This window comes from Streptomyces sp. NBC_00576 (assembly GCF_036345175.1).
Taxonomy (GTDB): Bacteria; Actinomycetota; Actinomycetes; order Streptomycetales; family Streptomycetaceae; genus Streptomyces.
Genome location: NZ_CP107780.1, coordinates 4745131 through 4768296 on the forward strand (window position 1 = coordinate 4745131; position 23166 = coordinate 4768296).

The 23166-nt window shown below is 70.7% G+C and carries 20 protein-coding genes; 13 read left to right on the forward strand and 7 right to left on the reverse strand.

The window, feature by feature from the left end; all coding sequences use genetic code 11:
• Window positions 1–103: 103 nt before the first annotated feature.
• Together OG734_RS20175 and OG734_RS20180 are read right to left on the reverse strand one after the other, a co-directional pair.
• Window positions 104–637, reverse strand: a complete 534-nt coding sequence (locus tag OG734_RS20175) for a nitroreductase family deazaflavin-dependent oxidoreductase (RefSeq protein WP_330288920.1) — start codon at window positions 635–637, stop codon at window positions 104–106.
• Window positions 638–1855: an acyl-CoA dehydrogenase family protein gene (locus tag OG734_RS20180; protein WP_330288921.1), complete on the reverse strand. Its 1218-nt coding sequence runs from the start codon at window positions 1853–1855 to the stop codon at window positions 638–640.
• Window positions 1856–2024: 169 nt separating this feature from the next.
• Between OG734_RS20180 and OG734_RS20185 the strand changes: the two genes are divergently transcribed.
• Both OG734_RS20185 and OG734_RS20190 read left to right on the forward strand, forming a co-directional pair.
• Complete coding sequence (locus OG734_RS20185) at window positions 2025–3194, forward strand: thiolase C-terminal domain-containing protein (RefSeq protein ID WP_330288922.1); 1170 nt, start codon at window positions 2025–2027, stop codon at window positions 3192–3194.
• Window positions 3195–3388: 194 nt separating this feature from the next.
• Window positions 3389–4597: an RNA-guided endonuclease InsQ/TnpB family protein gene (locus tag OG734_RS20190; RefSeq protein ID WP_330288923.1), complete on the forward strand. Its 1209-nt coding sequence runs from the start codon at window positions 3389–3391 to the stop codon at window positions 4595–4597.
• A gap of 18 nt (window positions 4598–4615) precedes the next feature.
• On the opposite strand, the gene OG734_RS20195 is transcribed toward OG734_RS20190, so the two are convergent.
• Window positions 4616–5146: a cysteine hydrolase family protein gene (locus OG734_RS20195; protein ID WP_330288924.1), complete on the reverse strand. Its 531-nt coding sequence runs from the start codon at window positions 5144–5146 to the stop codon at window positions 4616–4618.
• A gap of 146 nt (window positions 5147–5292) precedes the next feature.
• Between OG734_RS20195 and OG734_RS20200 the strand changes: the two genes are divergently transcribed.
• Complete coding sequence (locus OG734_RS20200) at window positions 5293–5859, forward strand: TetR/AcrR family transcriptional regulator (protein ID WP_330288925.1); 567 nt, start codon at window positions 5293–5295, stop codon at window positions 5857–5859.
• A gap of 76 nt (window positions 5860–5935) precedes the next feature.
• Here OG734_RS20200 and OG734_RS20205 read toward each other — a convergent pair whose 3' ends face one another.
• Entirely contained in the window at window positions 5936–6346 is a 411-nt protein-coding gene (locus OG734_RS20205; RefSeq protein ID WP_330288926.1) for a Fur family transcriptional regulator, read from the reverse strand.
• Window positions 6347–6655: 309 nt separating this feature from the next.
• On the opposite strand from OG734_RS20205, the gene katG reads away from it, so the two are divergent.
• The 5 genes from katG (at window position 6656) to OG734_RS20230 (ending at window position 15021) form a co-directional block, all read left to right on the forward strand.
• Window positions 6656–8884: a catalase/peroxidase HPI gene (katG, locus tag OG734_RS20210; RefSeq protein WP_330288927.1), complete on the forward strand. Its 2229-nt coding sequence runs from the start codon at window positions 6656–6658 to the stop codon at window positions 8882–8884.
• 230 nt (window positions 8885–9114) lie between these two features.
• Entirely contained in the window at window positions 9115–12696 is a 3582-nt protein-coding gene (locus tag OG734_RS20215) for an AfsR/SARP family transcriptional regulator (protein ID WP_330288928.1), read from the forward strand.
• 139 nt (window positions 12697–12835) lie between these two features.
• Window positions 12836–13519: a CHAP domain-containing protein gene (locus OG734_RS20220; RefSeq protein ID WP_330288929.1), complete on the forward strand. Its 684-nt coding sequence runs from the start codon at window positions 12836–12838 to the stop codon at window positions 13517–13519.
• Between the two features lie 114 nt (window positions 13520–13633).
• A complete protein-coding gene (locus tag OG734_RS20225) occupies window positions 13634–14305 on the forward strand; it encodes a M15 family metallopeptidase (RefSeq protein ID WP_330288930.1) in 672 nt (223 codons plus the stop codon).
• A 44-nt stretch (window positions 14306–14349) separates the two neighbouring features.
• Window positions 14350–15021 carry a pyridoxine/pyridoxamine 5'-phosphate oxidase gene (locus OG734_RS20230; RefSeq protein WP_330288931.1) on the forward strand — a complete coding sequence of 224 codons (672 nt, stop codon included), beginning with the start codon at window positions 14350–14352 and terminating at the stop codon, window positions 15019–15021.
• Here the strand turns inward: OG734_RS20230 and OG734_RS20235 are convergent.
• The 3 genes from OG734_RS20235 to OG734_RS20245 form a co-directional block, all read right to left on the reverse strand.
• Complete coding sequence (locus OG734_RS20235; RefSeq protein ID WP_330288932.1) at window positions 14999–15640, reverse strand: GNAT family N-acetyltransferase; 642 nt, start codon at window positions 15638–15640, stop codon at window positions 14999–15001. The two genes, OG734_RS20230 and OG734_RS20235, sit on opposite strands and share 23 nt — an antisense overlap.
• Window positions 15640–16068: a Zn-ribbon domain-containing OB-fold protein gene (locus OG734_RS20240; RefSeq protein WP_330293723.1), complete on the reverse strand. Its 429-nt coding sequence runs from the start codon at window positions 16066–16068 to the stop codon at window positions 15640–15642. The genes OG734_RS20235 and OG734_RS20240 overlap by 1 nt, the downstream gene beginning before the upstream one ends.
• Window positions 16069–16247: 179 nt before the next feature.
• Window positions 16248–16604: an immunity 51 family protein gene (locus OG734_RS20245; protein WP_330288933.1), complete on the reverse strand. Its 357-nt coding sequence runs from the start codon at window positions 16602–16604 to the stop codon at window positions 16248–16250.
• Window positions 16605–16797: 193 nt separating this feature from the next.
• Here OG734_RS20245 and OG734_RS20250 point away from each other — a divergent pair, with 193 nt between their 5' ends.
• The 5 genes from OG734_RS20250 to OG734_RS20270 all read left to right on the forward strand — a co-directional run bounded on the left by OG734_RS20250 (window position 16798) and on the right by OG734_RS20270 (window position 23129).
• Window positions 16798–17985 carry a flavin-containing monooxygenase gene (locus OG734_RS20250; protein ID WP_330288934.1) on the forward strand — a complete coding sequence of 396 codons (1188 nt, stop codon included), beginning with the start codon at window positions 16798–16800 and terminating at the stop codon, window positions 17983–17985.
• Between the two features lie 70 nt (window positions 17986–18055).
• Complete coding sequence (locus OG734_RS20255) at window positions 18056–18574, forward strand: ArsR/SmtB family transcription factor (protein ID WP_330288935.1); 519 nt, start codon at window positions 18056–18058, stop codon at window positions 18572–18574.
• Window positions 18571–19695 carry a serine hydrolase domain-containing protein gene (locus OG734_RS20260; protein ID WP_330288936.1) on the forward strand — a complete coding sequence of 375 codons (1125 nt, stop codon included), beginning with the start codon at window positions 18571–18573 and terminating at the stop codon, window positions 19693–19695. Before OG734_RS20255 ends, OG734_RS20260 begins: the two co-directional genes overlap by 4 nt.
• Before the next feature lie 271 nt (window positions 19696–19966).
• Entirely contained in the window at window positions 19967–22258 is a 2292-nt protein-coding gene (locus OG734_RS20265; protein ID WP_330288937.1) for an acetate--CoA ligase family protein, read from the forward strand.
• A gap of 28 nt (window positions 22259–22286) precedes the next feature.
• On the forward strand, window positions 22287–23129 hold the full coding sequence (locus OG734_RS20270; RefSeq protein WP_330288938.1) for an enoyl-CoA hydratase/isomerase family protein: 843 nt from the start codon (window positions 22287–22289) through the stop codon (window positions 23127–23129).
• Window positions 23130–23166: the final 37 nt, after the last annotated feature.

Below are 23166 nucleotides of genomic sequence, written 5' to 3' on the forward strand. Positions count from 1 at the left end.
TCCAGGTTCCGCGGCCCATTCAGGCCCAAGTCCTGTCACACAGGCGGTGGTCCACTCCGGTGGCCACCGCCTGTCGCACATCACCGGCCACGGACAGGTGTGTTCATCGCCGCACGATCCGGAAGATCCGGATCTCCCGCTCGACCCGCGCCTGATACGTCGCGTACGGCGGCCAGAACGCCAGCAGTGCCTTCCAGGCGGCGTCCCGTTCCTCGCCCGCCAGCAACTGGGCCCTGACCGGGATGTCCTCCCCTTTCCAGCTGACCTCGGCGTCCGGATGGGCGAGGAGGTTGGCGGTCCAGGCGGGATGACCGGTACGCCCGAAGTTGGACCCGATGAGCAACCAGCTGTGCCCGGAGTCCTTCTCCGACCCCTTCTCCGATCCCCTCTCCGGCCCCTTCCCCGCTTCCTCCGGCATGCACGCGAGCGGTGTACGCCGTAGCTGCCCGCTCTTCGCGCCGCGCGCGGTGAGCACGACCCCGGGCAGCAGCTGGGCGCTGAGCAGCACCTTCCCCCTGGTCAGCCGGTGGACGGCACGGTCGAGCGCGGGGACGACGTGCGGAGCGATCCGCGCGAAGGCCGGCGCCGAGGACACCTTCTGGACCGCCTTCACGACCCTCGCCGCTGTCACAGGCATTCAGACCGCCACCTCTCCCGTGTCGAAGAGCCGCGCGGCCTCGGCTGCGTGCGCCCGGAGCCGGTGCACCGGCCCGAACAGCAGCTCGTCGCCGGCGGCGCGCTTGAAGTACAGCTGGGCCTCGTGCTCCCAGGTGAAGCCGATACCGCCGTGCAGCTGAATACCCTCGGCGGCGGCGGTACGGAGGGATTCGAGGGCCTGCGCGAGAGCGATCCCGCCAACCCGCTCTCCCCCGTGGGTGGTTGTGGCTGTCGAGGCAGTTTCCCAGGCCGCGTAGTAGGCGGCCGAACGCGCCGCCTGGACCTGTACGTACACATCGGCGAGCCGATGCTTGACGGCTTGGAAGGACCCGATCGCCCGCCCGAACTGCTCGCGCCGCAAGGCGTGTTCGACGGTCAGCTCCAGTATCCGGTCGGCGGACCCGACAGCCTCCGCGGCGAGCACGGCGGCGGCGACATCACCGACGCGAACCAGGGCCCGGGAGAGGGCGTCACCGGCGTCGGCCTCCCCGTCGCCCAGCAACTCGGCCGGCACGTCCCGCAGTTCGAGGCGCGCCTGGGGACGGGTGGCGTCGAGGGAGGTCTGCCGGGTGCGTACGAGGCCGGGGGCGTCGCCGGGGACGAGGAAGAGGAGGGTGCGCGAACGGGCGTACCCACCGGCGTGGGCGGCGACGAGGAGGAGCCCGGCGCTGTGTCCGTCGAGGACCTGCCCGACCTGCCCGTACAGCCGCCAGCCACCTGCCCGTTGGGCAGCCTGCACACCTCCGGCCCGCCCTCCCCCGGCCCAGTCGCGCCGGGGTTCACCGGTGAGGGAGAGAACGTTGGCCAGGGCGGTACCGGGGACCGCGAGAGCTGCGGTCAGGGCACCGGAGGCGATGCGCGGGAGGAGGTCGGCGCGCTGGGCATCGATGCCGAGGGCGGCGACGAGGGGAGCCGCGAGTACGGCGGTCGCGAGCATGGGAGAGGGGACCAGAGGACGGCCCAACTCCTCTGCGGCGAGCGCGAGTTCGGTCGTGGTGCCGCCAACACCGCCATGGGCCTCGGGGATGGCGAGGCCCGGCAGGCCTAGGTCCTGGGCGAGGGCTACCCAGAGCGCGGGGTCGTACCCGGCCGGGGTGTCGACGGCGGCCCGTACGTCGCCGGGCGAGCAGCGCTTGCGGAGCAGTTCGCGGAGAGTACGGCGGATGTGGTCCTGCTCGGGGGTGAATCGGGCGTCCATGACCTGCCCCTCCTGGGCGTCCGCGGCGCCCGTTCAGCGGGATCTGACGGTTCGTCATATTAGGGCGGACGCACCCTGCCGCACAGAGCCCGCGCTGATATACCGTCAGATTCATGCTGAGTCTGAGTCTGAGCCGACGACGAACGGGCAGGCAACGAAAGGGCAGACGATGAGCCGGAAGGTCGCGATCGTCGGGGCGGCCCTGTCGGACTGCGGCCGGGTGGACGACGTCACCCCGTACGCACTCCACGCGCAGGCCGCCCGACGGGCACTGGCGGACGCGGGGCTCGGACGGGAGGTGGTGGACGGTTTCGCGTCCGCGGGTCTCGGCACGCTGGCCCCCGCCGAAGTGGCCGAATACCTGGGCCTGCGCCCGACCTGGGTCGACTCCACCTCGGTCGGCGGCTCGACCTGGGAGGTCATGGCGGCGCACGCGGCGGACGCGATAGCGGCGGGCCACGCGAACGCCGTACTCCTCGTCTACGGCTCCACCGCCCGCGCGGACGTCAAGGCGGGCCGGCGGACGGGCAACCTCTCCTTCGGCGCGCGCGGACCCCTGCAGTTCGAGGTCCCGTACGGCCACACACTCATCGCCAAGTACGCGATGGCCGCCCGCCGCCACATGCACGAGTACGGCACGACGATCGAGCAGTTGGCGTCGGTGGCGGTCCAGGCGCGGGCGAACGCCGCGCTGAACCCGGAGGCGATGTTCCGCACCCCGATCACCGTCGACGAGGTGCTCGACGGCCCGATGATCGCGGACCCCTTCACCAAGCTCCACTGCTGTCTGCGCTCCGACGGGGGCGCGGCGGTGCTGCTGGCGGCCGAGGAGTACGTACGGGACTGCCGCACGCGGCCGGTGTGGATCCTCGGCACCGGCGAGCACGTCTCGCACGTCAGCATGTCGGAGTGGGCCGACTTCACGGTGTCCCCGGCGGCGGTGAGCGGGCGGATCGCCTTCGAGCGGGCGGGAGTTCGGCCCGACGAGATGGACTTCGCGGAGATCTACGACGCGTTCACCTATATGACGCTGGTGACGCTGGAAGACCTCGGCTTCTGCGGCAAGGGCGAGGGCGGGGAGTTCGTGGACGCCGCGAAGAGCCGGTTGAGGGTGGCGGGCGGCGAACTGCCGGTCAACACGGACGGGGGCGGGCTTTCGGCCCAACACCCGGGAATGCGGGGCCTGTTCCTGCTGGTGGAGGCGGTGCGGCAGTTGCGCGGGGACGAGGGTGCGCGGCAGGTCCGCACGGCTGCGGGAGGGCTGCCGGAGCTGGCGGTGGCGTCGGGGACGGGGGGCTGGTTCTGCTCGTCGGGGACGGTGGTGCTGGGCCGGGGGTGAGCGGGGAGGAACCGGGGGCTGTCAGCGGTTCATCGGATACCTCCGAGGAAACCCTGGCCCTGGCCTTCAGGCCGGGGAGGAATCGGACTCCTGCGGAGCGGGGCAGGGAAAGGCGAATCGCCGCCAGGACGATTCGGCGTCCACCACCGACGACACGTCAGGAAGTCACAATCCGCTGTGATAGTTTGTGAGCTATGGTCACCCACGTGAAGCGGGCGTTCAAGTACCGCTTCCACCCGAACGATGCGCAGGCAGACGAGCTGTCGCGCACGTTCGGCTGCGTGCGGAAGGTCTACAACCTGGCCCTCGAAGCCCGTACCGTCGCGTGGTACCAGCGACAGGAGCGGGTCAACTACAACGCCACCTCGGCGATGCTCACAGCCTGGAAGAAGACCGAGGAACTCGCTTACCTGTCCGAGGTTTCCTCGGTGCCGTTGCAGCAGTGCCTGAGGCACCTGCAGGGCGCGTTCACCAGCTTCTTCGAGGGGCGGGCGAAGTACCCGCGGTTCAAGTCGCGGAAGACGTCCCGCCGCTCGGCGGAGTACACCAGCTCGGCGTTCCGCTATCGGGACGGCCGCCTGACGCTGGCCAAGATGCGCGAGCCCCTCGCCGTCGTGTGGTCCCGTCCCCTGCCCGAGGGTGCGCAGCCGTCGACGGTGACCGTGTCCCAGGACGCGGCCGGACGCTGGTTCGTGTCGCTGCTCTGCGACGACATGATCGCCCCGGCGCCGGCCACTACGGCGGCTGTCGGGATCGACGCGGGGATCACTTCCCTGGTGACCCTGTCCACCGGGGAGAAGGTCACCAACCCCCGGCACGAGCGCCGTGACCGGGTCCGCCTTGCGAAGGCCCAGCGGGAACTGTCCCGCAAGGAGAAGGGCTCCGCCAACCGGGAAAAAGCCCGGGTGAAGGCCGCCAAGGTCCACGCCCGGATCACCGACCGGCGCCGTGACTTCCTGCACAAGCTGACCACCCGTCTCGTCCGTGAGAACCAAACGGTCGTGATCGAGGACCTCACCGTCCGCAACATGGTGAAGAACGGCAGGCTCGCCCGGGCGATCTCGGACGCGGCATGGCGCGACCTGCGGACAATGCTGGAGTACAAGTGCGCCTGGTACGGGCGCGACCTGGTCGTGGTCGACCGGTGGTTCCCCAGCTCGAAGCTGTGCGGAACCTGCGGCACGATCCGGGCCGGGCTGCCGCTGAACGTCCGCGAATGGACGTGCGGCTGCGGCGCGGTGCATGACCGCGACGTGAACGCGGCGAAGAACATTCTCGCGGCCGGGCTGGCCGTGTCTGCCTGTGGAGATGGTGTAAGACCTCAACGGGATTCCTCCCGGACGGGGCAGCCGTCGATGAAGCAGGAACCCCAGCGGGCGACCGCTGGAATCCCCCGCCGTTAGGCGGGGGAGGATGTCAACTCACGTCACACCCGCCCACAGCTCGGGGATCTCGTCCGCCGGCCGGACGTCGGCGATGCGCCACAGCCCGATCCAGCTCTTCGGGGCGACCGACTCGTCGAGCAGTACGGCGTTGACCTCGGGGTCGGGGTCGTCGCAGGCGTCGGCGCAGACGGTGACCTGGAGTCCGGTGTCGACCGCCCACCTGGTGGTGGACAGCACGGTCCCGGAGGTGGCGACGCCCGCGACCACGATCCGGCCGACCCCGGCGGCCTCCAACTGCTCGCGGAGGTCGGTGGTGGCGAAGGCACTGAAGCTGGTCTTAGTCAGCACGGTCTCGCCCTCGGCGGGGGCCAGGAGCGGGTGGATCTGCTCGCTCATGCCCTGCGGGACGACATGGAAGACGGGCAGCCCGGCCGTACGGGCGGCGGCGAGGGCGTGTGCGGCACGCTCGGCGACCGAGGGGTCGTGGCTGAAGTTGTCGACGATGTAGGTGACGTAGTCGAGGGCGAGGAATGCCGTGCGGGTGGCGGGGGCGTCAGGGGTGGCCACGGGCTTCTCCTTACGGGTTACGGGGCAGGTGCCGGAGCCAGAATCGGAGAGTGCGCCCCGGTTACCCTCACCGTACCGGAGAGAGCGCCCCGCTTATATGGTCTATATGGTTCAGGACGAGGTCCACGACGAGGGAGACCCCGTAAATGGCGTCAGAGAACCGGCCCCTGCGCGCCGACGCCCGCCGCAACCGGGACCGGCTGCTGGCGGTGGCCCGGGAGGCGTTCGCCGCCGAGGGACTCTCGGTCTCGCTGGACGAGATCGCGCGCCGGGCGGGTGTGGGGCCGGGCACGCTGTACCGGCACTTCCCCACGAAGGAGGGCCTGTTCGAGGCGGTGGTCCACGAGCGCCTCGACCCGCTCCTCACCGAGGCCCACGCTCTGCGGGACGCGGACGACCCGGGCGCGGCACTGTTCACGGTGCTTGACCGGCTGGTGACGGACGCGGTGACCAAGGCGGACCTGATCGACGCGATCGCCCACGCGGGCCCCGAGGTCCGGGCGACGGTCGACGCGACCTCCGCCGACCTCCACCGCGCGATCGGCCACCTGCTGACCCGCGCCCAGTCCGCCGGCACGATCCGCGCCGACATCGGCATCGCGGACCTGATGGCGATCCTCTCGGGCATCCTGCTGGCCCTGCGGCACCGGGCGAACGCGGGAGCGGACCCGCGCCTGGCACTGGCGGTGCTGTGCGACGGGTTGCGGGCATGACGCCGAGGCAACCGTCGTACTGAACGTACGTACGGGGATGTACGGGACGTACTAAAGGGTCTCCCCTACGTCTCCCCTACCCGCAGGCCCCGCACAGCCCCCGGTACGTCACCTCGACCTGGGACACCGTGAAGCCGAAGCGTTCCTCCGCGGGGAGGTCCGCCAGGGGGTTGCCGGTGGGGTGGACGTCCCTGATCGTGCCGCAGTTGGAGCAGATCAGGTGGTGGTGGGGATGGTGCGCGTTCGGGTCGTAGCGCTTGGCCCGGCCGTCCGTGGCGACCTCGATGACCTCCCCGAGGGAGACCAGCTCGCCCAGGGTGTTGTAGACGGTCGCGCGGGAGATCTCCGGCAGCCGCTGGGCCGCGCGGGCGTGCACTTCGTCGGCCGTGTAATGGACGTGTTCGCCGTCGAGGACCTCCGCAACGACACGCCGCTGGGAAGTCATGCGCCAGCCGCGCCCACGCAGTCGCTCCAGCAGGTCGCTCATATCGTTCACCTATTCAGGTTCGGCGGAATACGCGGATTTTACCAGTGGACGTCCGGGTTCCGATAGGATATGGATTTGTCACACTTCTTGACTTGGACCTTGTCCATTGTAGGATCGCTTATGGCGATGGCCAAGGGAGCCATGGGAGCCAAGGGACAGGAAGCGACTCCAGTGCGGCAGGAGACAGAAGAGACGTGACGGCGTGTGTGACCTCCTCCACATGCCCAGCGTCCCCCACCCCCCACCCCCAAGTTCCTGAGAGCGCAGTCGTGAGCAGCACCGAGATCTGCCCCGTCCGGAAGGATTCCCATGTCTGAGAACCATGACGCGATCGTCACCGACGCGAAAACCGAGGGAACGGGTGGCTGCCCGGTCGCGCACACGCGTGCCCCGCACCCGACGCAGGGCGGCGGCAACCGCCAGTGGTGGCCCGAGCAGCTGAACCTGAAGATCCTCGCGAAGAACCCGGCCGTCTCGAACCCGCTCGGCGAGGAGTTCGACTACGCCGCCGCGTTCCAGACCCTCGACCTCCCTGCCGTCAAGCAGGACATCGCCGCGGTGCTGACCGACTCGCAGGACTGGTGGCCGGCCGACTTCGGGCACTACGGCCCGTTCATGATCCGGATGGCCTGGCACAGCGCGGGCACGTACCGCATCAGCGACGGCCGCGGTGGCGGTGGCGCCGGTCAGCAGCGCTTCGCCCCCCTGAACAGCTGGCCGGACAACGGCAACCTCGACAAGGCCCGCCGTCTGCTGTGGCCGGTCAAGAAGAAGTACGGCCAGAACCTCTCCTGGGCCGACCTCATGATCCTCGCGGGCAACGTGGCCCTGGAGTCGATGGGCTTCGAGACCTTCGGCTTCGGCGGCGGGCGTGCCGACGTGTGGGAGCCCGACGAGGACGTGTACTGGGGTCCCGAGAAGGTCTGGCTCGACGACGAGCGCTACACCGGCGACCGTAACCTGGAGGAGCCGCTCGGCGCCGTCCAGATGGGCCTCATCTACGTCAACCCGGAGGGCCCCAACGGCAATCCGGACCCGATCGCCGCGGCCCGCGACATCCGCGAGACGTTCCGCCGCATGGCGATGAACGACGAGGAGACCGTCGCCCTCATCGCCGGTGGCCACACCTTCGGCAAGACCCACGGCAACGGTCCGGCGGACGCCGTCGGCGCCGACCCCGAGGCTGCCCCGATCGAGCAGCAGGGCTTCGGCTGGAAGAGCACGCACGGCTCCGGCAAGGGCGGCGACGCGATCACCAGTGGCCTTGAGGTCACCTGGACGAGCACGCCGACCCAGTGGAGCAACGGGTTCTTCAAGAACCTGTTCGAGTACGACTACGAGCTGACCCACAGCCCGGCCGGCGCCCAGCAGTGGGTCGCCAAGGACGGCGCCGGCGCGGGCACCATCCCGGACGCCCACGACGCCTCGAAGTCCAAGCCTCCGATGATGCTGACGACCGACCTGTCGCTCAAGTTCGACCCGGCGTACGCGGAGATCTCCCGTCGCTTCTACGAGAACCCGGACCAGTTCGCGGATGCCTTCGCCCGCGCCTGGTTCAAGCTGACCCACCGTGACCTGGGCCCGGTCGTCCGCTACCTCGGCCCCGAGGTCCCGTCCGAGACGCTGCTGTGGCAGGACCCGCTGCCCGCGGTGACGCACGAGCTCGTCGACGCCGCCGACGTCTCCGCCCTCAAGGCGCAGCTCCTCGCCACCGGCCTCACGGTGTCCCAGCTGGTCTCCACCACCTGGGCGGCCACGTCCTCCTTCCGCGGCAGCGACAAGCGCGGCGGCGCCAACGGCGCCCGTCTCCGCCTCCAGCCGCAGGCCGGCTGGGAGGTCAACAGCCCGGACGAGCTCGCCACGGTGCTGCGCACCCTGGAGGGCGTCCAGACGTCCTTCAACGCCGCGCAGTCCGGCGGCAAGCAGGTCTCGCTCGCCGACGTGATCGTCCTCGCGGGTGCCGCGGGCGTCGAGAAGGCGGCCAAGGACGCCGGCTTCGACATCGAGGTCCCCTTCACCCCGGGCCGCGTGGACGCGACGCAGGAGCAGACGGACGTCGAGTCCTTCGCCGCCCTGGAGCCGACCGCCGACGGGTTCCGCAACTACCTCGGCAAGGGCAACCGCCTTCCCGCCGAGTACCTGCTGCTGGACAAGGCCAACCTGCTCAACCTGAGCGCCCCCGAGCTGACCGTCCTCGTCGGCGGTCTGCGTGTCCTCGGTGCGAACCACCAGGGCTCCTCGCACGGCGTCTTCACCGACACCCCGGGCAAGCTGACGAACGACTTCTTCGTCAACCTGCTGGAGCTGGGTACGGAGTGGACGGCCACGTCCGAGGACCAGAACACCTTCGAGGGCCGCGACGCCTCGGGCCAGGTCAAGTGGACCGGCACCCGTGCCGACCTGGTCTTCGGCTCCAACTCCGAGCTGCGCGCGGTCGCGGAGGTCTATGCGAGCGACGACGCCAAGGAGAAGTTCGTCAAGGACTTCGTCAAGGCGTGGGTCAAGGTGTCGAACCTGGACCGGTTCGACCTCGTCTGACCTTCGTCCGACCCACGTCCGACCCCAGCGGTCGGCGTCGGCTGAGCCGGACTGAGTCATGACGTCCAGGTCGGCCCGTACATACGTACGGGCCGACCTGGACGTTTTTCGTTGTCTTTACCCGCCATGCCCTCGCGTGTTCTCCGTGACCTCCCACGAACCCGATGCGTACGCTGCCATTTCCGCCCGGAAATGACATGTGCACGTTGTGTGTAGAATTGGGGGGCTCGGTGGACCTGGAATACCGACTGCTCGGCCCGGTCGAGGCCCGCTCCGACGGCCACCGTCTCTCGCTCGGCGGGCCCAAACCCCGTGCCCTGCTCGCCACGCTGCTGCTGCGCCCCGGGCGGGTCGTCTCCACTCGCGCCCTGATCGACACGGTCTGGGGCGACGAACCCCCGGACACGGCACGGGCACTGATCCAGACATACGTCTCCGGCCTGCGCCGCGCGCTGCCCACCGGCACCGACCCGAGTACGGGCTCGCGCCCCGACCCGATCGAGACGCGCCCGCCCGGCTATCTCCTGCACACGGACGGCGCCCGGATCGACCTCGCCGACTTCGAGCGGCTCACCGCGCTCGGGCGAGACCACGCCGCCGCCGGCGACCACCGTGCCGCCTCCCAACTCCTCCGGGAGGCACTGGAGTTGTGGCACGGCTCGGCACTCGGCGGAGTCGGTGAGGCCCTGCGCGTCGAGGCCGAAAGGCTGGAGGAGGCACGGCAGGCCGCCCTGGAGGACCGGATCTCCGCCGACCTCGCGACACCGGGCAACGAGCAGAACCTGGCCGCCGAACTCACCGCCCTGGTCGGCACCCACCCCACCCGGGAGCGGTTACGCGGCCAACTGATGCTCGTCCTCTACCGGTTGGACCGCCAGGCCGACGCGCTCACGCTGTACGCCGAGGGACGTGCCGTACTCGCCGACGAACTCGGCATCGATCCGGGCCCGAAACTGCGGCGGCTGTACGAGGCGATCCTGCGGTCGGACGAGAAGCTGATGCCGATACCGATACCGATCAACGCCACCGGCAGGGAGGACGCCGGCAACCTTGCCCCGGAGGAAACGACGCAAGCGGCGGGCTCTGTGACCTCTGCGGGCTCGGCCGACTCGGCGAACCCGGCGGGCTCGGCGGGCTCGGCGGGCTCAGCGGGCTTGGCGGGCACAGCGGGCGCAGCGGGCTCGGCCGGCGCAGCGAACCCGGCGGGCTCGGCGGGCACAGCGGGCTCGGCGGGCTCGGCCGGCGCAGCGGGCTCGGCAGGCTCGGCCGGCGCAGCGGGCTCGGTGAACTCGGCGAACCCGACCGGCTCGGCGAACCCGGCGGGCTTGGCGGGCCTGGCGGGCGCAGCGGGCGCAGCGGGCTCGGCCGGCGCAGCGGGCTCGGCCGGCGCAGCGGGCTCGGCCGGCGCAGCGGGCTCGGCCGGCGCAGCGAACCTGGCGGGCTCGGCCGGCGCAGCAGGCTCGGCCGGCGCAGCAGGCTCGGCCGGCGCAGCGGGCGCAGCGGGCGCAGCAGGCGCAGCAGGCTCGGTGAACCCGACCGGCTCGGCGAACCCTGCACAAGTGGGCGCCGGCATCGGCAGCCCGCCCGAGGTGGTGCCGCTGCCCCGCGCCTCCCTCTCCCTCCTCCCGCCCGCCATCAGCGACTTCACGGGCCGCGCGCGGCAACTCGCGGAAGTGGACGCCCTGTTGTCCGGCGGACCGCGCGAGGCGATGCCGATCGCGGTCGTGTCCGGGCCCGGCGGCATCGGGAAGTCCGCGTTCGCCGTGCAGGTCGCGCACCGGCTGGCCGACGCCTACCCCGACGGCCAGCTCTACGCCGAACTGCACGGCTTCGCCGATCCGGTGCCGCCCGGCGAGGTGCTGAGCCGGCTGCTGCGGGCGCTGGGCGCCGAACCGCCCGAGGGTCTCGCCGAACGCGGCGACCTCTTCCGCAGCCTGGTCGCCCGACGCCGGATCCTGCTGGTCCTCGACGACGCGGGCAGCGAGGCACAGGTACGGCCGCTGCTGCCGGGCGGCGCGAGCTGCGGCGTGCTGATCACGTCCCGGGCCAGGCTGGCGGGCCTCGACGGCGCGCGCCTCACCCAACTCAACGTTTTAGACGTGGAGTTGGGGATCGAGTTGCTCGGCCGGATCGCCGGTGACGCGCAGGTCGGGCGGGAACCCGAGGCGGCACGGCGGATCGTCGACCTGTGCGGCGGGCTGCCGCTGGCCCTGCGCATCGCCGGGGCCCGCCTCGCGACCCGCAGCCACTGGACGCCGCACCGGCTCGCCGAGCGCCTCGCCGACGAGCGCCGCCGCCTCGACGAACTCGCCGTCGGCGACCTGGAGGTACGCAGCGGACTCGGCCTGAGTTACGACGCCCTCGACGCCCCCGCCCGTACCGCCCTGCGCCGGCTCGGCCTGCTCGGCGCATCCGACGTGGCCCCCTGGGTGCCGGCCGCGCTGCTGGACGCACCGGAGGCGGAGGACGTCGTGGAGCAGCTCATCGACGCCCAGTTGCTGCACTTCACGGGGACCGACCCGGCGGGCCAGCCGCGCTTCGGGCTGCACGACCTCGTACGGGTGTACGCGGTCGAGCGCGCCGAGGCGGAGGACTCGCACGCCGAGCGGGCCGCCGCCCTCGGCCGGGCGCTCGGCGGCTGGCTGTGGCTCACCGGCCGGGCAACCGCCGCGGCGCCCTCCGGGGAGGTCGTGCTCCACTCCCCGCGCACGCTCTGGCCGGTCGCCGACCGGGCCGCCGAGGCAGCGCTGGCCGACCCGGCCAGGTGGTTCGAGGCCGAGTCCGACGCGATCAGCCTCGCCGTCGAGCGGGCCGCCGCCATGGACCTGCACGCGCTCGCCTACGAGGCCGCCATCACCCTGTGCTCGTCCGCCTACATCGTCAACAACCGCTTCGACGCGTGGTCGCGTACACACGAGGCGGCGCTGGCCGCCGTACGCAGGGCCGAGGACCGCGCCGGGGAGGCCCGGCTGCTCATCGGTCTCGGCCATCTCCGGTACGAGCAGGACGACTTCGCCGTGTCGGTGGGCTACTTCCAGCAGGCGGTCGGCCTGTGCGACGACCTCGGCGACGTACGGGGACACGCGGCGGCCCTCGCGGGCCTGGGCACCGCCCACCGTGAGCAGGGCCGCTTACTGGAGGCGGCCAACGAACTAGGCCGCGCCATGGTCGACTTCAGACGGCTCGACGACCTGAGGGGACTCGGCGTCACCTGCCGGTACGCCGGGTCCGTCTATGTCGAACTCGGCGAGTACGCCGCCGCCCGCACCGTCCTCGACGAGGGTCTGGCCGCGTATCGCCGCCTCGGCAGCCGACGCGGCGAAGCGCTCGTCCTGCGGACGTACGGACTGCTGCACCGGGCGCTCGGGGAGTACGAGAAGGCCGAGGAACTGTCCGGCCAGTCCCTCGCGATTCTCCAGGAGTTCGGCGACCGCCTGATGAGCGCGTACTCGGCCCAGGCTCGGGCGAAGGCACGCCTGAGGCTGGGACGGACCCGGGAAGCGGCGGCGGACCTGGCCGGACTGCTCGACGTGTGCCGGCGGTACGGCGACCGGTACGGCGAGGCGCTGGTCCACCGCACCCTGGGCGAATGCGCCCTAGCGGCAGGGGAGTTGGCTGACGCGGAAACCCACCTCTCGGCATCGGTCACCCTGTGGGACACCCTGAGCCTGCCCCTTCCCCGGGCCCGCACCCTGCGTTCCCTGGCGACCCTGCGGGAGGCCCTCGGCGACGAACGAGAGGCGCGGGCCCTGCGGGCGGAGGCGGGCGAGGTGTTCGGCGCGTACGAGGCACGGGAGCGCAACGAGCCTTGAAGAGCCTTGAAGAGGACTTACAGAGAAGTTGCAGAGGCCCCCGCGAAGCTTCTTGGTGTCGGAAGGAAACGGGAGCAACAACCCGAACTCCCCCGGCACCGACGGAGATTCAACGGGGAAAGGACCTCCAATGCCCAGCATGACCAAGCCGCCCGCGCGACGCACCGCCGCCGCCCTTCTGCTCATCTCGGCCCTCGCGGGCGGGACGCTGACGGCACAGGCGGAAGCGCTCACACCGTCGGCCGCACCGGCCGCGGCAGCGGCGCAGACGCCGCTCCAGAAGGCCATCGGCAAGACGGCGAAGAAGCAGGTGACCATGTCGCCGCGCAACCGCGAGAAGGCCGGCAACTGCAACTATTACAGCGCCGTCGCCACCGACCCGAAGAGCGGCACGGTCGGCAACTGCACGAAGGTCGGCGGGCTGCAGTGGCGCACGAACAGCTGGTGCGCCGACTTCGTCCGCTACGTCTGGAAGAACTCCGGCGCCAGGACGAAGAACACCGACGCGTTCGCCGGCTCGTTCTACCGGGCCCGCAACTCCATCGGCACCTGGCACGCCCGGGGTTCCTACGTCCCGAAGGTCGGCGACGCGGTCCTCTACGACTGGGGCAGCAACGGACCGCGCCTCGGGCGCAACGGCTGGGACGTCGATCACATCGGCATCGTCGTCGGCTACAACAAGACGACCAAGAAGCTGACGACCGTCGAGGGCAACACCACCAAGACCGGTTCCGGCGGCACGGAGGGCGTCTACCAGCGGACGAACCGGTACAACACCAAGGCCGGTGACGTCGTCGGCTACGTGTCGCCCAAGAAGCGGTAACCAGCCGCGCGACAGCACACACAACAGCACACGCGACGGGGACATCCGGGGACGGTCTGCCGACCGTCCCCGGAGTCCGTGCACCTCGACTCCCGCAGCCTCCACAGGAGGGCCATGCCCGAGATCATCCTCATGAACGACCCGCGTGTTGCCGGCATCCCGGTCCGGGAACGCGATGAACCACTCGTGGATCTGAGGGAGTTGCCCTACCTGCGCGTCGACACCCGGCTGGCCGACCCGGCCGGCGCCTACGCCCTGCTCCGCGAGGGCGCCGCCGCGCGCCTGGCCCGGGCCGCCCATCTGCTGCCCGAGGGCCTGCGTCTGCTGGCCATCGAGGGCTACCGTCCGCTCGTCCTGCAGCAGCAGTACTTCGACAGGTACCAGGCCGAGTTGCGCGCGGCCCACCCCGACTGGCCCGAGCCGTATCTGCGTACCCAGGCGAGCCGTTCGCTCTCCCCGCCGGAGATCGGCCCGCACGTCGCGGGCGCCGCCGTCGACCTGACCCTGTGCACCGCCTCCGGCACGGAACTCGACCTGGGCACCCCGGTGAACGCGAGCCCGGAGGAGAGCGACGGCGCCTGCTACACGGACGCCCCCGGCATCTCCCCCACCGCCCGCGCCAACCGCCGCGTCCTGTCGGCCGCGCTCACCACGGCAGGTTTCGCCAACTACCCCACGGAGTGGTGGCACTGGTCCTACGGCGACCGCTATTGGGCCCTGTCGACGGGCGCGGCAACGGCTCTGTACGGGCCCGCGGACACGTATGTCGCCTGCCGGGAGGAGTGACCCTCGTATCAGCACGTACCCGCACGTACCGCGATACTCGTCCCATGGAACCGGATCCGGATCTTCACGAACTGCTCAGGACCCTGCGGGTGTGGTCCCCCGAGGTCACAGCCCTGCCCGCCTTCGACCCGAACGCGGCCCCCACCGAACCACTCCCCCTCTTCACCGCCTGGTTCGCGGAGGCGGTGGCCGCCGGGCAGATCGAGCCGCACACCATGTCCCTGGCCACGTCGGACGCGGACGGCCTGCCCGACGTACGCACCGTCATGCTGCACGGCGCGGATACCGACGGCTGGTCCTTCGCCTCCCACTCCGGGAGCAGCAAGGGACGCCAACTCGCGGCACGACCGTACGCGGCGCTCCACTTCTACTGGCCCGCACTGGGCCGCCAGATCCGGCTGCGCGGCCCCGTCGAGTCCGCCCCCTCGACAGAGGCACAGGCCGACCTGCACGCCCGCTCGACGGGAGCACTGGCCGCCGCGTTGACCGGCCGCCAGAGTGAAGTACTGGGCTCGGTGACCGAGTTGGCCCACGCCTCCCAGGACGCCTGGGAACGAGCGCAGCGCGACCCGGACGCCCCCGCCCCGACCTGGACCCTGTACCGACTGCGCCCGGTCGAGGCCGAGTTCTTCCAGGGAGACGCCCAGCGGCGGCACGTACGGCTCAAGTACCGTCGTTCGGACGCCGGTTGGCTCAGGGAGTTGCTCTGGCCGTAGGCGTGCCCGCTCCCTGATCCGGCTCCGGGTCCTGGGCGATTCGCCCGTGCAGGTGTACGTCCCGGAACACATCTTGGCGTTCCGCCTCGAACATCGCGCCCCGCAGGGTTCCCTCGTAGCGGAATCCGCAGTGTTCGGCGACGCGGCAGGAGGCGTCGTGGCCTATGGCGTGGCCGAGTTCCAGGCGGTTCAGGCCGAGGTTGTCGAAGGCCCAGCGTGTGCCGAGGGCCAGGGCGCGGGTGGCGACGCGCTTGCCGCGGGCCTCGGGGAGGACCCAGTAGCCGACGTGGGCGAGCCGTAAGAAGGGGTCGATGTCGTTGACGCCCAGGTGGCCGAGTATCGCGCCGGTGCCGATGTCCGTGACGCAGAAGGACACCCGGGTGCCGTCCGCCGCGGTCCCGGAGCGGGTGCCGAGGGAGTCCCGGGCACTGTCGAGGTCGGTGACCGGCTTCATCGGGGTGTTCCAGCGCCTGAAGTCCGGGTCGGTCAGCCCGCGCAGCCACGCGTCGACGTCGGTGTCCAGGTCCGCGCGCCACTGCCGCAGCCGGAGTCCGTGACCGAGCAGTTCGGGAAACTCGGGAATGGGGTGGGTGAGGGACCTCTCATGGATATGGGCCATCAGCCCATTGAAGCCCGTACGGCTGTGCGACTCCCACCTCTGGGACAGAAAATCGGCACACCCTCCCGAAAAGCGACCGCCAGCCCCATCCCGACCTGCAACTCGCCTTCCACACCGTCCACCACCTCCGTCATCATCCGCGGCCCCTCGTCGAGGTCGACGACAGCGGCGACGTACGGCGTGCGCTCTGCGAAGGGCGGCAGGTCATTGCGGTGGACGACGGACCAGGTGTAGAGCGTGGCCAGCCCACTCGCGGTCTCCCACGTCACGTCCTCGCTCCAGCAGTACGGGCAGAACTCGCGGGGATAGTGATGAGCACGCCCGCAGGCCCCGCAGCGCCGCAGGAGCAGCCGCCCTTCGGCCGCCGCGTCCCAGTAGGGCCGCGTGAAGGCGTCGATCTCTGGGATGTCGAACCGGTCCCCGTCCATGCCCATGTCGGCGGACTCCCTTACGGATGGCGAAATCTGACGGTACGTCAGTTCAGCGCACAGATGCCGTACGCGCAAGGTGCGCACGCACCGGAATCGGACACATCCAACAAAGTGACTGCCGCGCTTCCGCGGCGGGAGTGGCCGCGGATGCTCCCGCGCGTCGGTCACGGACTGCCTCAGTCGAACCAGTCCGGCTCGCCGGCGTCGATCAACTCCCCCAGCAGACGGTGGTCCTCAAGCGCCTGCACCAGCAGCGGCGCCAGCGCCCGCAGGGCATCCGCGTCCTCGCCGTACGCGACGAACATGCCCGCCTCGGGATCGAGGCCGAAGCGGTCGGCCAGTTCGGGGGCACGTGAGCGCACCGCGGATCGCGCCACGCCGGCCCAGCCGTACCCACAGCCGTCGTACCCGCGGTCCGTGAAGACCTTCTCGGTGTCCAGCATGTGCTGGTCACTGAGCATGAGGCAGAAACTGCCGGGCTTGTGGTCGTACTCGAAGAAGACCAGGGGCGCAAAAGTGTCGCGATCAGCCATGCGTCGACCCTATGGGCCACCACTGACAATCGAACACGCTCCAGACATTCACCCTCGCCGTCACGGTTCCAGCACACTCCAAGCCCCCTACGCCACTCGCCCCACCCACTCCCCCCACAGCCGTGATCAATCCGCAACCAATTCCGGTCTTGACCGAGACCTATCAAATGAGCAGGTGAATACGCTCAGGCACATGGCCGACTCACCCGCACCGTCACCGTCATCTGCCGCTCCCGTGTACGTCATCGGCGGCGGGCCAGGCGGTCTCGCCGTCGCGTACGCGCTGCGGGCGCAGGGTGTGCGGGCTGTCGTGCTGGAGCGGGGCGACAAGGTCGGGTCGTCCTGGCGGCGGCATTACGACCGGCTGCATCTGCACACCACCCGGCGGCTGTCCTCGCTGCCGGGGCTGGCGATGCCGCGCTCGTTCGGGCGGTGGGTGTCGCGGGACGACGTGGTGCGCTATCTGGACAAGTACGCCGAGCACCACGAGCTGGAGGTCGTCACCGGCGTCGAGGTGTCCCGGGTCGAGCGGACCGCCGACGGCACCGGCTGGCTGCTGCACGCCACCGGTGGGCGCGAGCTGACCGGCAGCGCGGTCGTCGTCGCCACCGGGACGAACCACACACCCCGGATCCCCGAGTGGCCCGGGCGCGACGCCTACCGCGGTGAGCTGCTGCACGCCGGCCAGTACCGCAACGCCGCGCCCTACGCCGGCCGTGACGTCCTCGTCGTCGGGATCGGCAACACCGGTGCCGAGATCGCCGTAGACCTGGCGGAGGGCGGGGCCTCGCGGGTGCGGCTGTCGGTGCGTACCGCTCCGCACATCGTGCGGCGGTCCACGGCCGGCTGGGCGGCCCAGTTCACGGGCATCGTCGTACGACGGCTGCCGGTGCGCCTCGTCGACCGGCTCGCCGGACCGATGGCCAAGCTGAGCGTGCCCGACCTGTCCGCCCACGGGCTGCCCCGCCCCGACACCGGGCTGTACTCGCGCGTCAACGCCGGCTCGCTCCCCGTCCAGGACGTCGGCCTCATCGACGCCGTACGCAAGGGCCGGGTCGAGATCGTGGCCGCCGTCGAAGCGTTCGAGGACGGCAAGGTCGTCCTCGCCGACGGTGAGCGCCTCGAACCGGACGCCGTCGTCGCCGCCACCGGATACCTCCGGGGTCTGGAAGACCTCGTCGGCCACCTCGACGTACTCGACGCACGCGGCAAGCCGGTCGTCCACGGGCCCCGCACCCCGAAGAACGCGCCAGGCCTCTTCTTCACCGGCTACACCAACCCCATCAGCGGGATGTTCCGCGAAATGGCGATCGACGCGGTGAAGATCGCGAAAGCCATCGCCAGGGACGGCGAACGCCAGGCCGCCCGGCTGCCTGCCTGACGACAGCCCCGGACTCACGCCTCCCCCAGGGGCTTGATCTGTTATTCCGGAATAACGTAACTTCGGGCTCATGCCTGATGAATCCCTGCTGGAGCGAGTCGCCACGCTCGAAGAACGAGTGGCGCGGCTGGAGTTGGGACCGAACGTGCCCCCCAACGATGTGTTCTGGGCACTTGAGGGGCTGCGCCAGCGGCTCACCGGGGATGGGCAGGTGCTGTTCGCCGGCGCGCTGGACCTGCCCACAGGCGAACACTACGAATGGCAGCAAGGCACGCCGGCGGAGGAACTGCTCGAAGCGAACTGGGCGGATCACGCCACGCCATACGCCGCCCTGGGGCACCCGGTGCGGCTCACCCTGTTGCGTGCGGTGCTGCGAGGAACCCGGTCCGCGGCCGAACTGCAGGAGACAGCCGGACTGAACACCACCGGACAGCTCTACCACCACCTCAAACAACTCACCGCCGCCGGCTGGCTCCGGGCCGAGGGACGTGGGCACTACCAGGTGCCCGCAGGCAGAGTGGTACCGCTGCTCGTGCTGTTGTCCGCGGTGTTGCCGGCACCGAACTCGATGACAAGGAGTGGTTCGTGAACCGACGGAAATTACTGGGCGCGGTAGCAGCCGGGGCTGGTGTGTCGCTGTTACCCGGGAACGCCACGGCGGCCGGGAACGGCACGGCGGCCGGGAACGGCACGGCGGCCGAGGGCGACCTGGCCGCGCGGGTGCGGCGATACCTGGACCGTGCACTGGCCGCCGGCAGCCCGAGCGTGGTGTGCGGAGTCATCCGTGACGCACACGGATACGCGGCGGGCGCATCCCAGGACGGCCCCGCACCGGGCGGCAGGACGGTGTTCCAGCTCGGCTCGATCGGCAAGACCCTCACCACCACTGCTCTCGCGCGCGCCGTGTGTTCGGGCACGGTCCGCCTCGACGCGCCGCTCGTTCTGCCCCCCGCGTTCCGCATCCCGCGCAAGGGCCCTCGACGGATCACGCTGGTCGACCTTGCGACCCACACCTCCGGTCTGCCCTCGCTGCCTCCGAACCTCCTGGCGGAAGCGGATCCCTACGACCCGTACGCGCACTACACGCTGGACGACCTGGCCGTCGGCCTGGCCGAGACGACGCTGAGCACCGAGCCGGGCAGCACCTACGAGTACTCGAACCTCGGGTTCGGACTGCTCGGACAGTCGCTGGCCTTCGACGACGTGGCTGAGATGCTGAAGCGCGATGTGACCACGCCGCTGCGCCTGCCCGACACGACGACGACCCTGAGGCCGGACATGGCCTCCCGCAAGGCCGTCGGTCATCTCGCCGGGGATCCCGTGCCCGACTGGCACGATCACGTTCACACCGGTGCAGGCACCTCTGTCTACAGCACCGCCAACGACATGCTCCGCTTTCTCGGCGCCCAGCTGCGCCCGGAGCGCTCGCCGTTGCGGGATGCGATCGAACTGACCCAGCGTCCTCATTTCACCGTCGACCAGAACCTGCGGCTCGGGCTCGGCTGGCATCTCAGCACGCTGCCCGGCGGCCGGACTGTGATCTGGCACAACGGCGGCACCGGCGGATTCAGCACCTGTGCGGCGTTCAGCAGGCAAAGCATGACGGCGGTGGTGATGATGGTGAACACCTTCAGCGAGGAGTCCGACAGCAAGCCCCGCCCTGTCGACGCACTGACCTTCGCCCTGCTCACCGAACTCGACGAGGCCTGAGCCTCTCCGCGAGGCCACGAAGGCAGCCCGAGCGATGGGGATCCCACCGACGTGTCGGGCCGCCCCGCAATCCGACCTGGGAGCACAGCGCCCCTGAGGGAAAACATCAGGCGAGCAGGACTCGCTTGCGCAGAAGGCCGAAGCCGGCTCGGCCATGACCACAGGCATCGGTTGTCCAACTTTGCCCGCACAGCCATTCCTGACGGAGCGTCAGTTCAGTAACCTGACACTGCGTCAGTTTATTGGCTGTCACACAGGATCGGGTGGACCGATGCTTGGATCAACCCACGGCACCCTCACCACCGACTCCCGCCGGGCCCGGGTCATCGCCTGCGGCGAGCAGCCCTCGCCGGTCGTGCACGGCAGGCCGGCCGATGTCGACGATCTCGACGTCAGCGGCCGGCCGTTGTACGCCGGCGTGCCCGATCTCGACCGTTTCTTCCGGCCCGAGTCCCTTGCGGTGATCGGTGCCTCGGACACCGAGGGGCGGCCGAACACCGGTATCACCCGGCAGTTGCTGGCGTGGGCCGAGCGGGTCGGTGCCCGGCTGCACCCGGTGCACCCGACCCGCGAGGCCGTCTTCGGCATCCCCTGCTTCCCTTCCGTCGCGGACCTGCCCGAGCAGGTCGATCTCGCTGTGCTCCTGGTCGCCGACCCCCTTCCCGTGGTCGAGCAACTCGCCGAGGCAAAGGTGAAGTTCGCCGTCGCCTTCGCCTCCGGGTTCGCGGAGACCGGCGAGGCGGGCGCGGAGGCACAGGCCCGCCTGTCCGCCGCCGTCCGCCGCTCCGGCCTCCGGCTCCTCGGCCCGAACACCAACCTCAACGCCTTCGAGAACTTCCGCGAGGACCTCGACGGCCCCGCGATCGCCCTCATCACCCAGTCCGGCCACCAGGGCCGCCCTGTCTTCGCCCTCCAGGAACTCGGCATCCGCCTCTCCCACTGGGCCCCCACCGGCAACGAGGCCGATCTGGAGACCGCCGACTTCATCTCCTACTTCTCCGAACGGCCCGAGGTGGGCGCCATCGCCTGCTACGTCGAGGGCCTCAAGGACGGCCGCTCCTTTCTCCTCGCAGCGGACCGGGCGGCCCGGCGCGGAGTACCGGTCGTCGCGGTCAAGGTGGGCCGCACGGAGACCGGCGCCCGCACCGCCGCCTCCCACACCGGCAAACTGACCGGCGCCGACAAGGTGGTGGACGCGGCGATGCGGCAGTACGGCGTGATCCGCGTCGACGGACTCGACCAACTCCAGGACACCTCAGCCCTGTTGGCCCGCGCCCGCCGTCCGCTCGCCGACGGGGTCGCCGTCTATTCGATCTCCGGCGGCACGGGCGCGCACTTCGCGGACCTGGCGACCGAGGCCGGGCTGAGCCTGCCGCCGCTGTCGGCCGCCAAACAGACCGAGCTGCACCAGTGGATACCCGACTACCTGAACGTGGCCAACCCGGTCGACAGCGGCGGGCATCCGGTCGGCGACTGGCGCGGCCGGAAGATCATCGACGCGATCCTCGCCGACCCGGCGGTGGGCGTCCTGGTCTGTCCCATCACCGGCCCCTTCCCCCCGATGAGCGACAAGCTCGCACAGGACCTCGTGGACGCGGCCGAGCAGACGGACAAGCTGGTGTGCGTGATCTGGGGATCGCCGGTCGGCACAGAGTCGGCGTACCGCGAGACGCTGCTCGGGTCCTCCCGGGTGGCCACCTTCCGTACCTTCGCGAACTGCGTGACCGCCGTGCGCGCCCACCTCGACCACGCCCGGTTCACCGCCTCGTACCGCTCCCCCTTCGACGAGGCTCCGCGCACCCCGTCGCCCAGTTTCCGCAAGGCGCGGGCACTGATGCGGCCGGGCGAGGCGCTGAGCGAGCACGCGGCCAAGCTGCTGCTGCGCGCGTACGGGATCCGGGTGCCACGCGAGCAGTTGGTGACCAGCGCGGCGGCGGCCGTCAGGGCGGCGGGGCTGGTGGGCTACCCGGTGGTGATGAAGGCGTCGGGCGGCCAGATCGCGCACAAGACGGAACTCGGGCTGGTGAAGATCGGGCTGACCTCGGCCAGCCAGGTCCGGGACGCCTATCGCGAGCTGACCGACATCGCCCGCTACGAGGGCGTGGACCTGGACGGCGTACTCGTGTGCCAGATGGTCGAGCGGGGCGTCGAGATGGTCGTCGGCGTCACGCACGACGACCTGTTCGGCCCGACGGTGACGGTAGGTCTCGGCGGCGTGCTCGTGGAGGTGCTGCGGGACACCGCCGTACGTGTGCCGCCCTTCGGCGAGGAGCAGGCGCGGGACATGCTGACCGAGCTGCGCGGGCGTGCCCTGCTCGACGGGGTCCGGGGGCGCCCCCCGGCCGACCTGGACGCGCTCGTCGAGGTCGTCGTGCGGGTGCAGCGCATGGCGCTGGAACTCGGGGACGAGCTGGCGGAGCTCGACATCAACCCGCTGATGGTGCTGCCCAGGGGGCAGGGGGCGGTGGCGCTCGACGCGCTGGCGGTGTGCGGACCGGGTCCGGAGGACCAGGACAGCCGGCCCGGCCGGCCCGGCCAGGACGTGAACCAGCCGCCGCTCTAGCCACCGTGAGAAACGGAGCAGCACCCCCATGACTTCCTCCCCCGAAGAATCCAGCACGCCGGAAATATCCGCCGAATTGGCTGATTCATTGGTACTGCACGCCACTGACAATCAGGTCTCGTGGATCACCCTCAACCGCCCCGAATCCCTCAACGCCATCACCCCTGACCAGCGAGAACGCCTCATCCAACTTTTCTCGGACGCCTCCGCCGACCCCACCGTACGAGCGGTCGTCCTGACGGGCACGGGCCGCGGCTTCTGTACGGGCGCGGACCTGCGAGGAGGTGGTCAGGCCGCCGGGGAGCGGGTCGCCGGTGACGTGGCCCGCATCATCCGGCTGGGCGCCCAGCGCCTCATCGCCGCCGTCCTCGACTGCGAGAAACCGGTCATCGCCGCCGTGAACGGCACGGCGGCCGGCCTGGGCGCCCACCTCGCCCTCGCCTGTGATCTGGTCCTGGCCGCCGAACAGGCCCGGTTCATCGAGGTGTTCGTACGGCGCGGACTCGTCCCCGACGGCGGCGGGGCGTATCTCCTCCCCCGCCTGATCGGCCCGCAGCGCGCGAAGGAACTGATGTTCTTCGGCGACGCGCTGACCGCCCCGGACGCCGAGCGCCTGGGCCTGGTCAACCGGGTCGTGCCGGCCGAGGACCTCCACAAGACGGCCCGCGAATGGGCGGAGCGCCTGGCCACCGGCCCGACCCGCGCCCTCGCCCTCACCAAACAGCTGATCAACGCCTCCCTGGACGCCGACCGCGCCACCGCCTTCGCCGCCGAGGCCACCGCCCAGGAGATCAACATGACGACGGCCGACGCGCAGGAAGGCGTCGCGAGCTTCGTGGAGCGCCGCAGCCCGCACTACAGAGGGAGCTGACTACCCTGTGGGGCTTCACTTCTGACGCTTCGTCAGT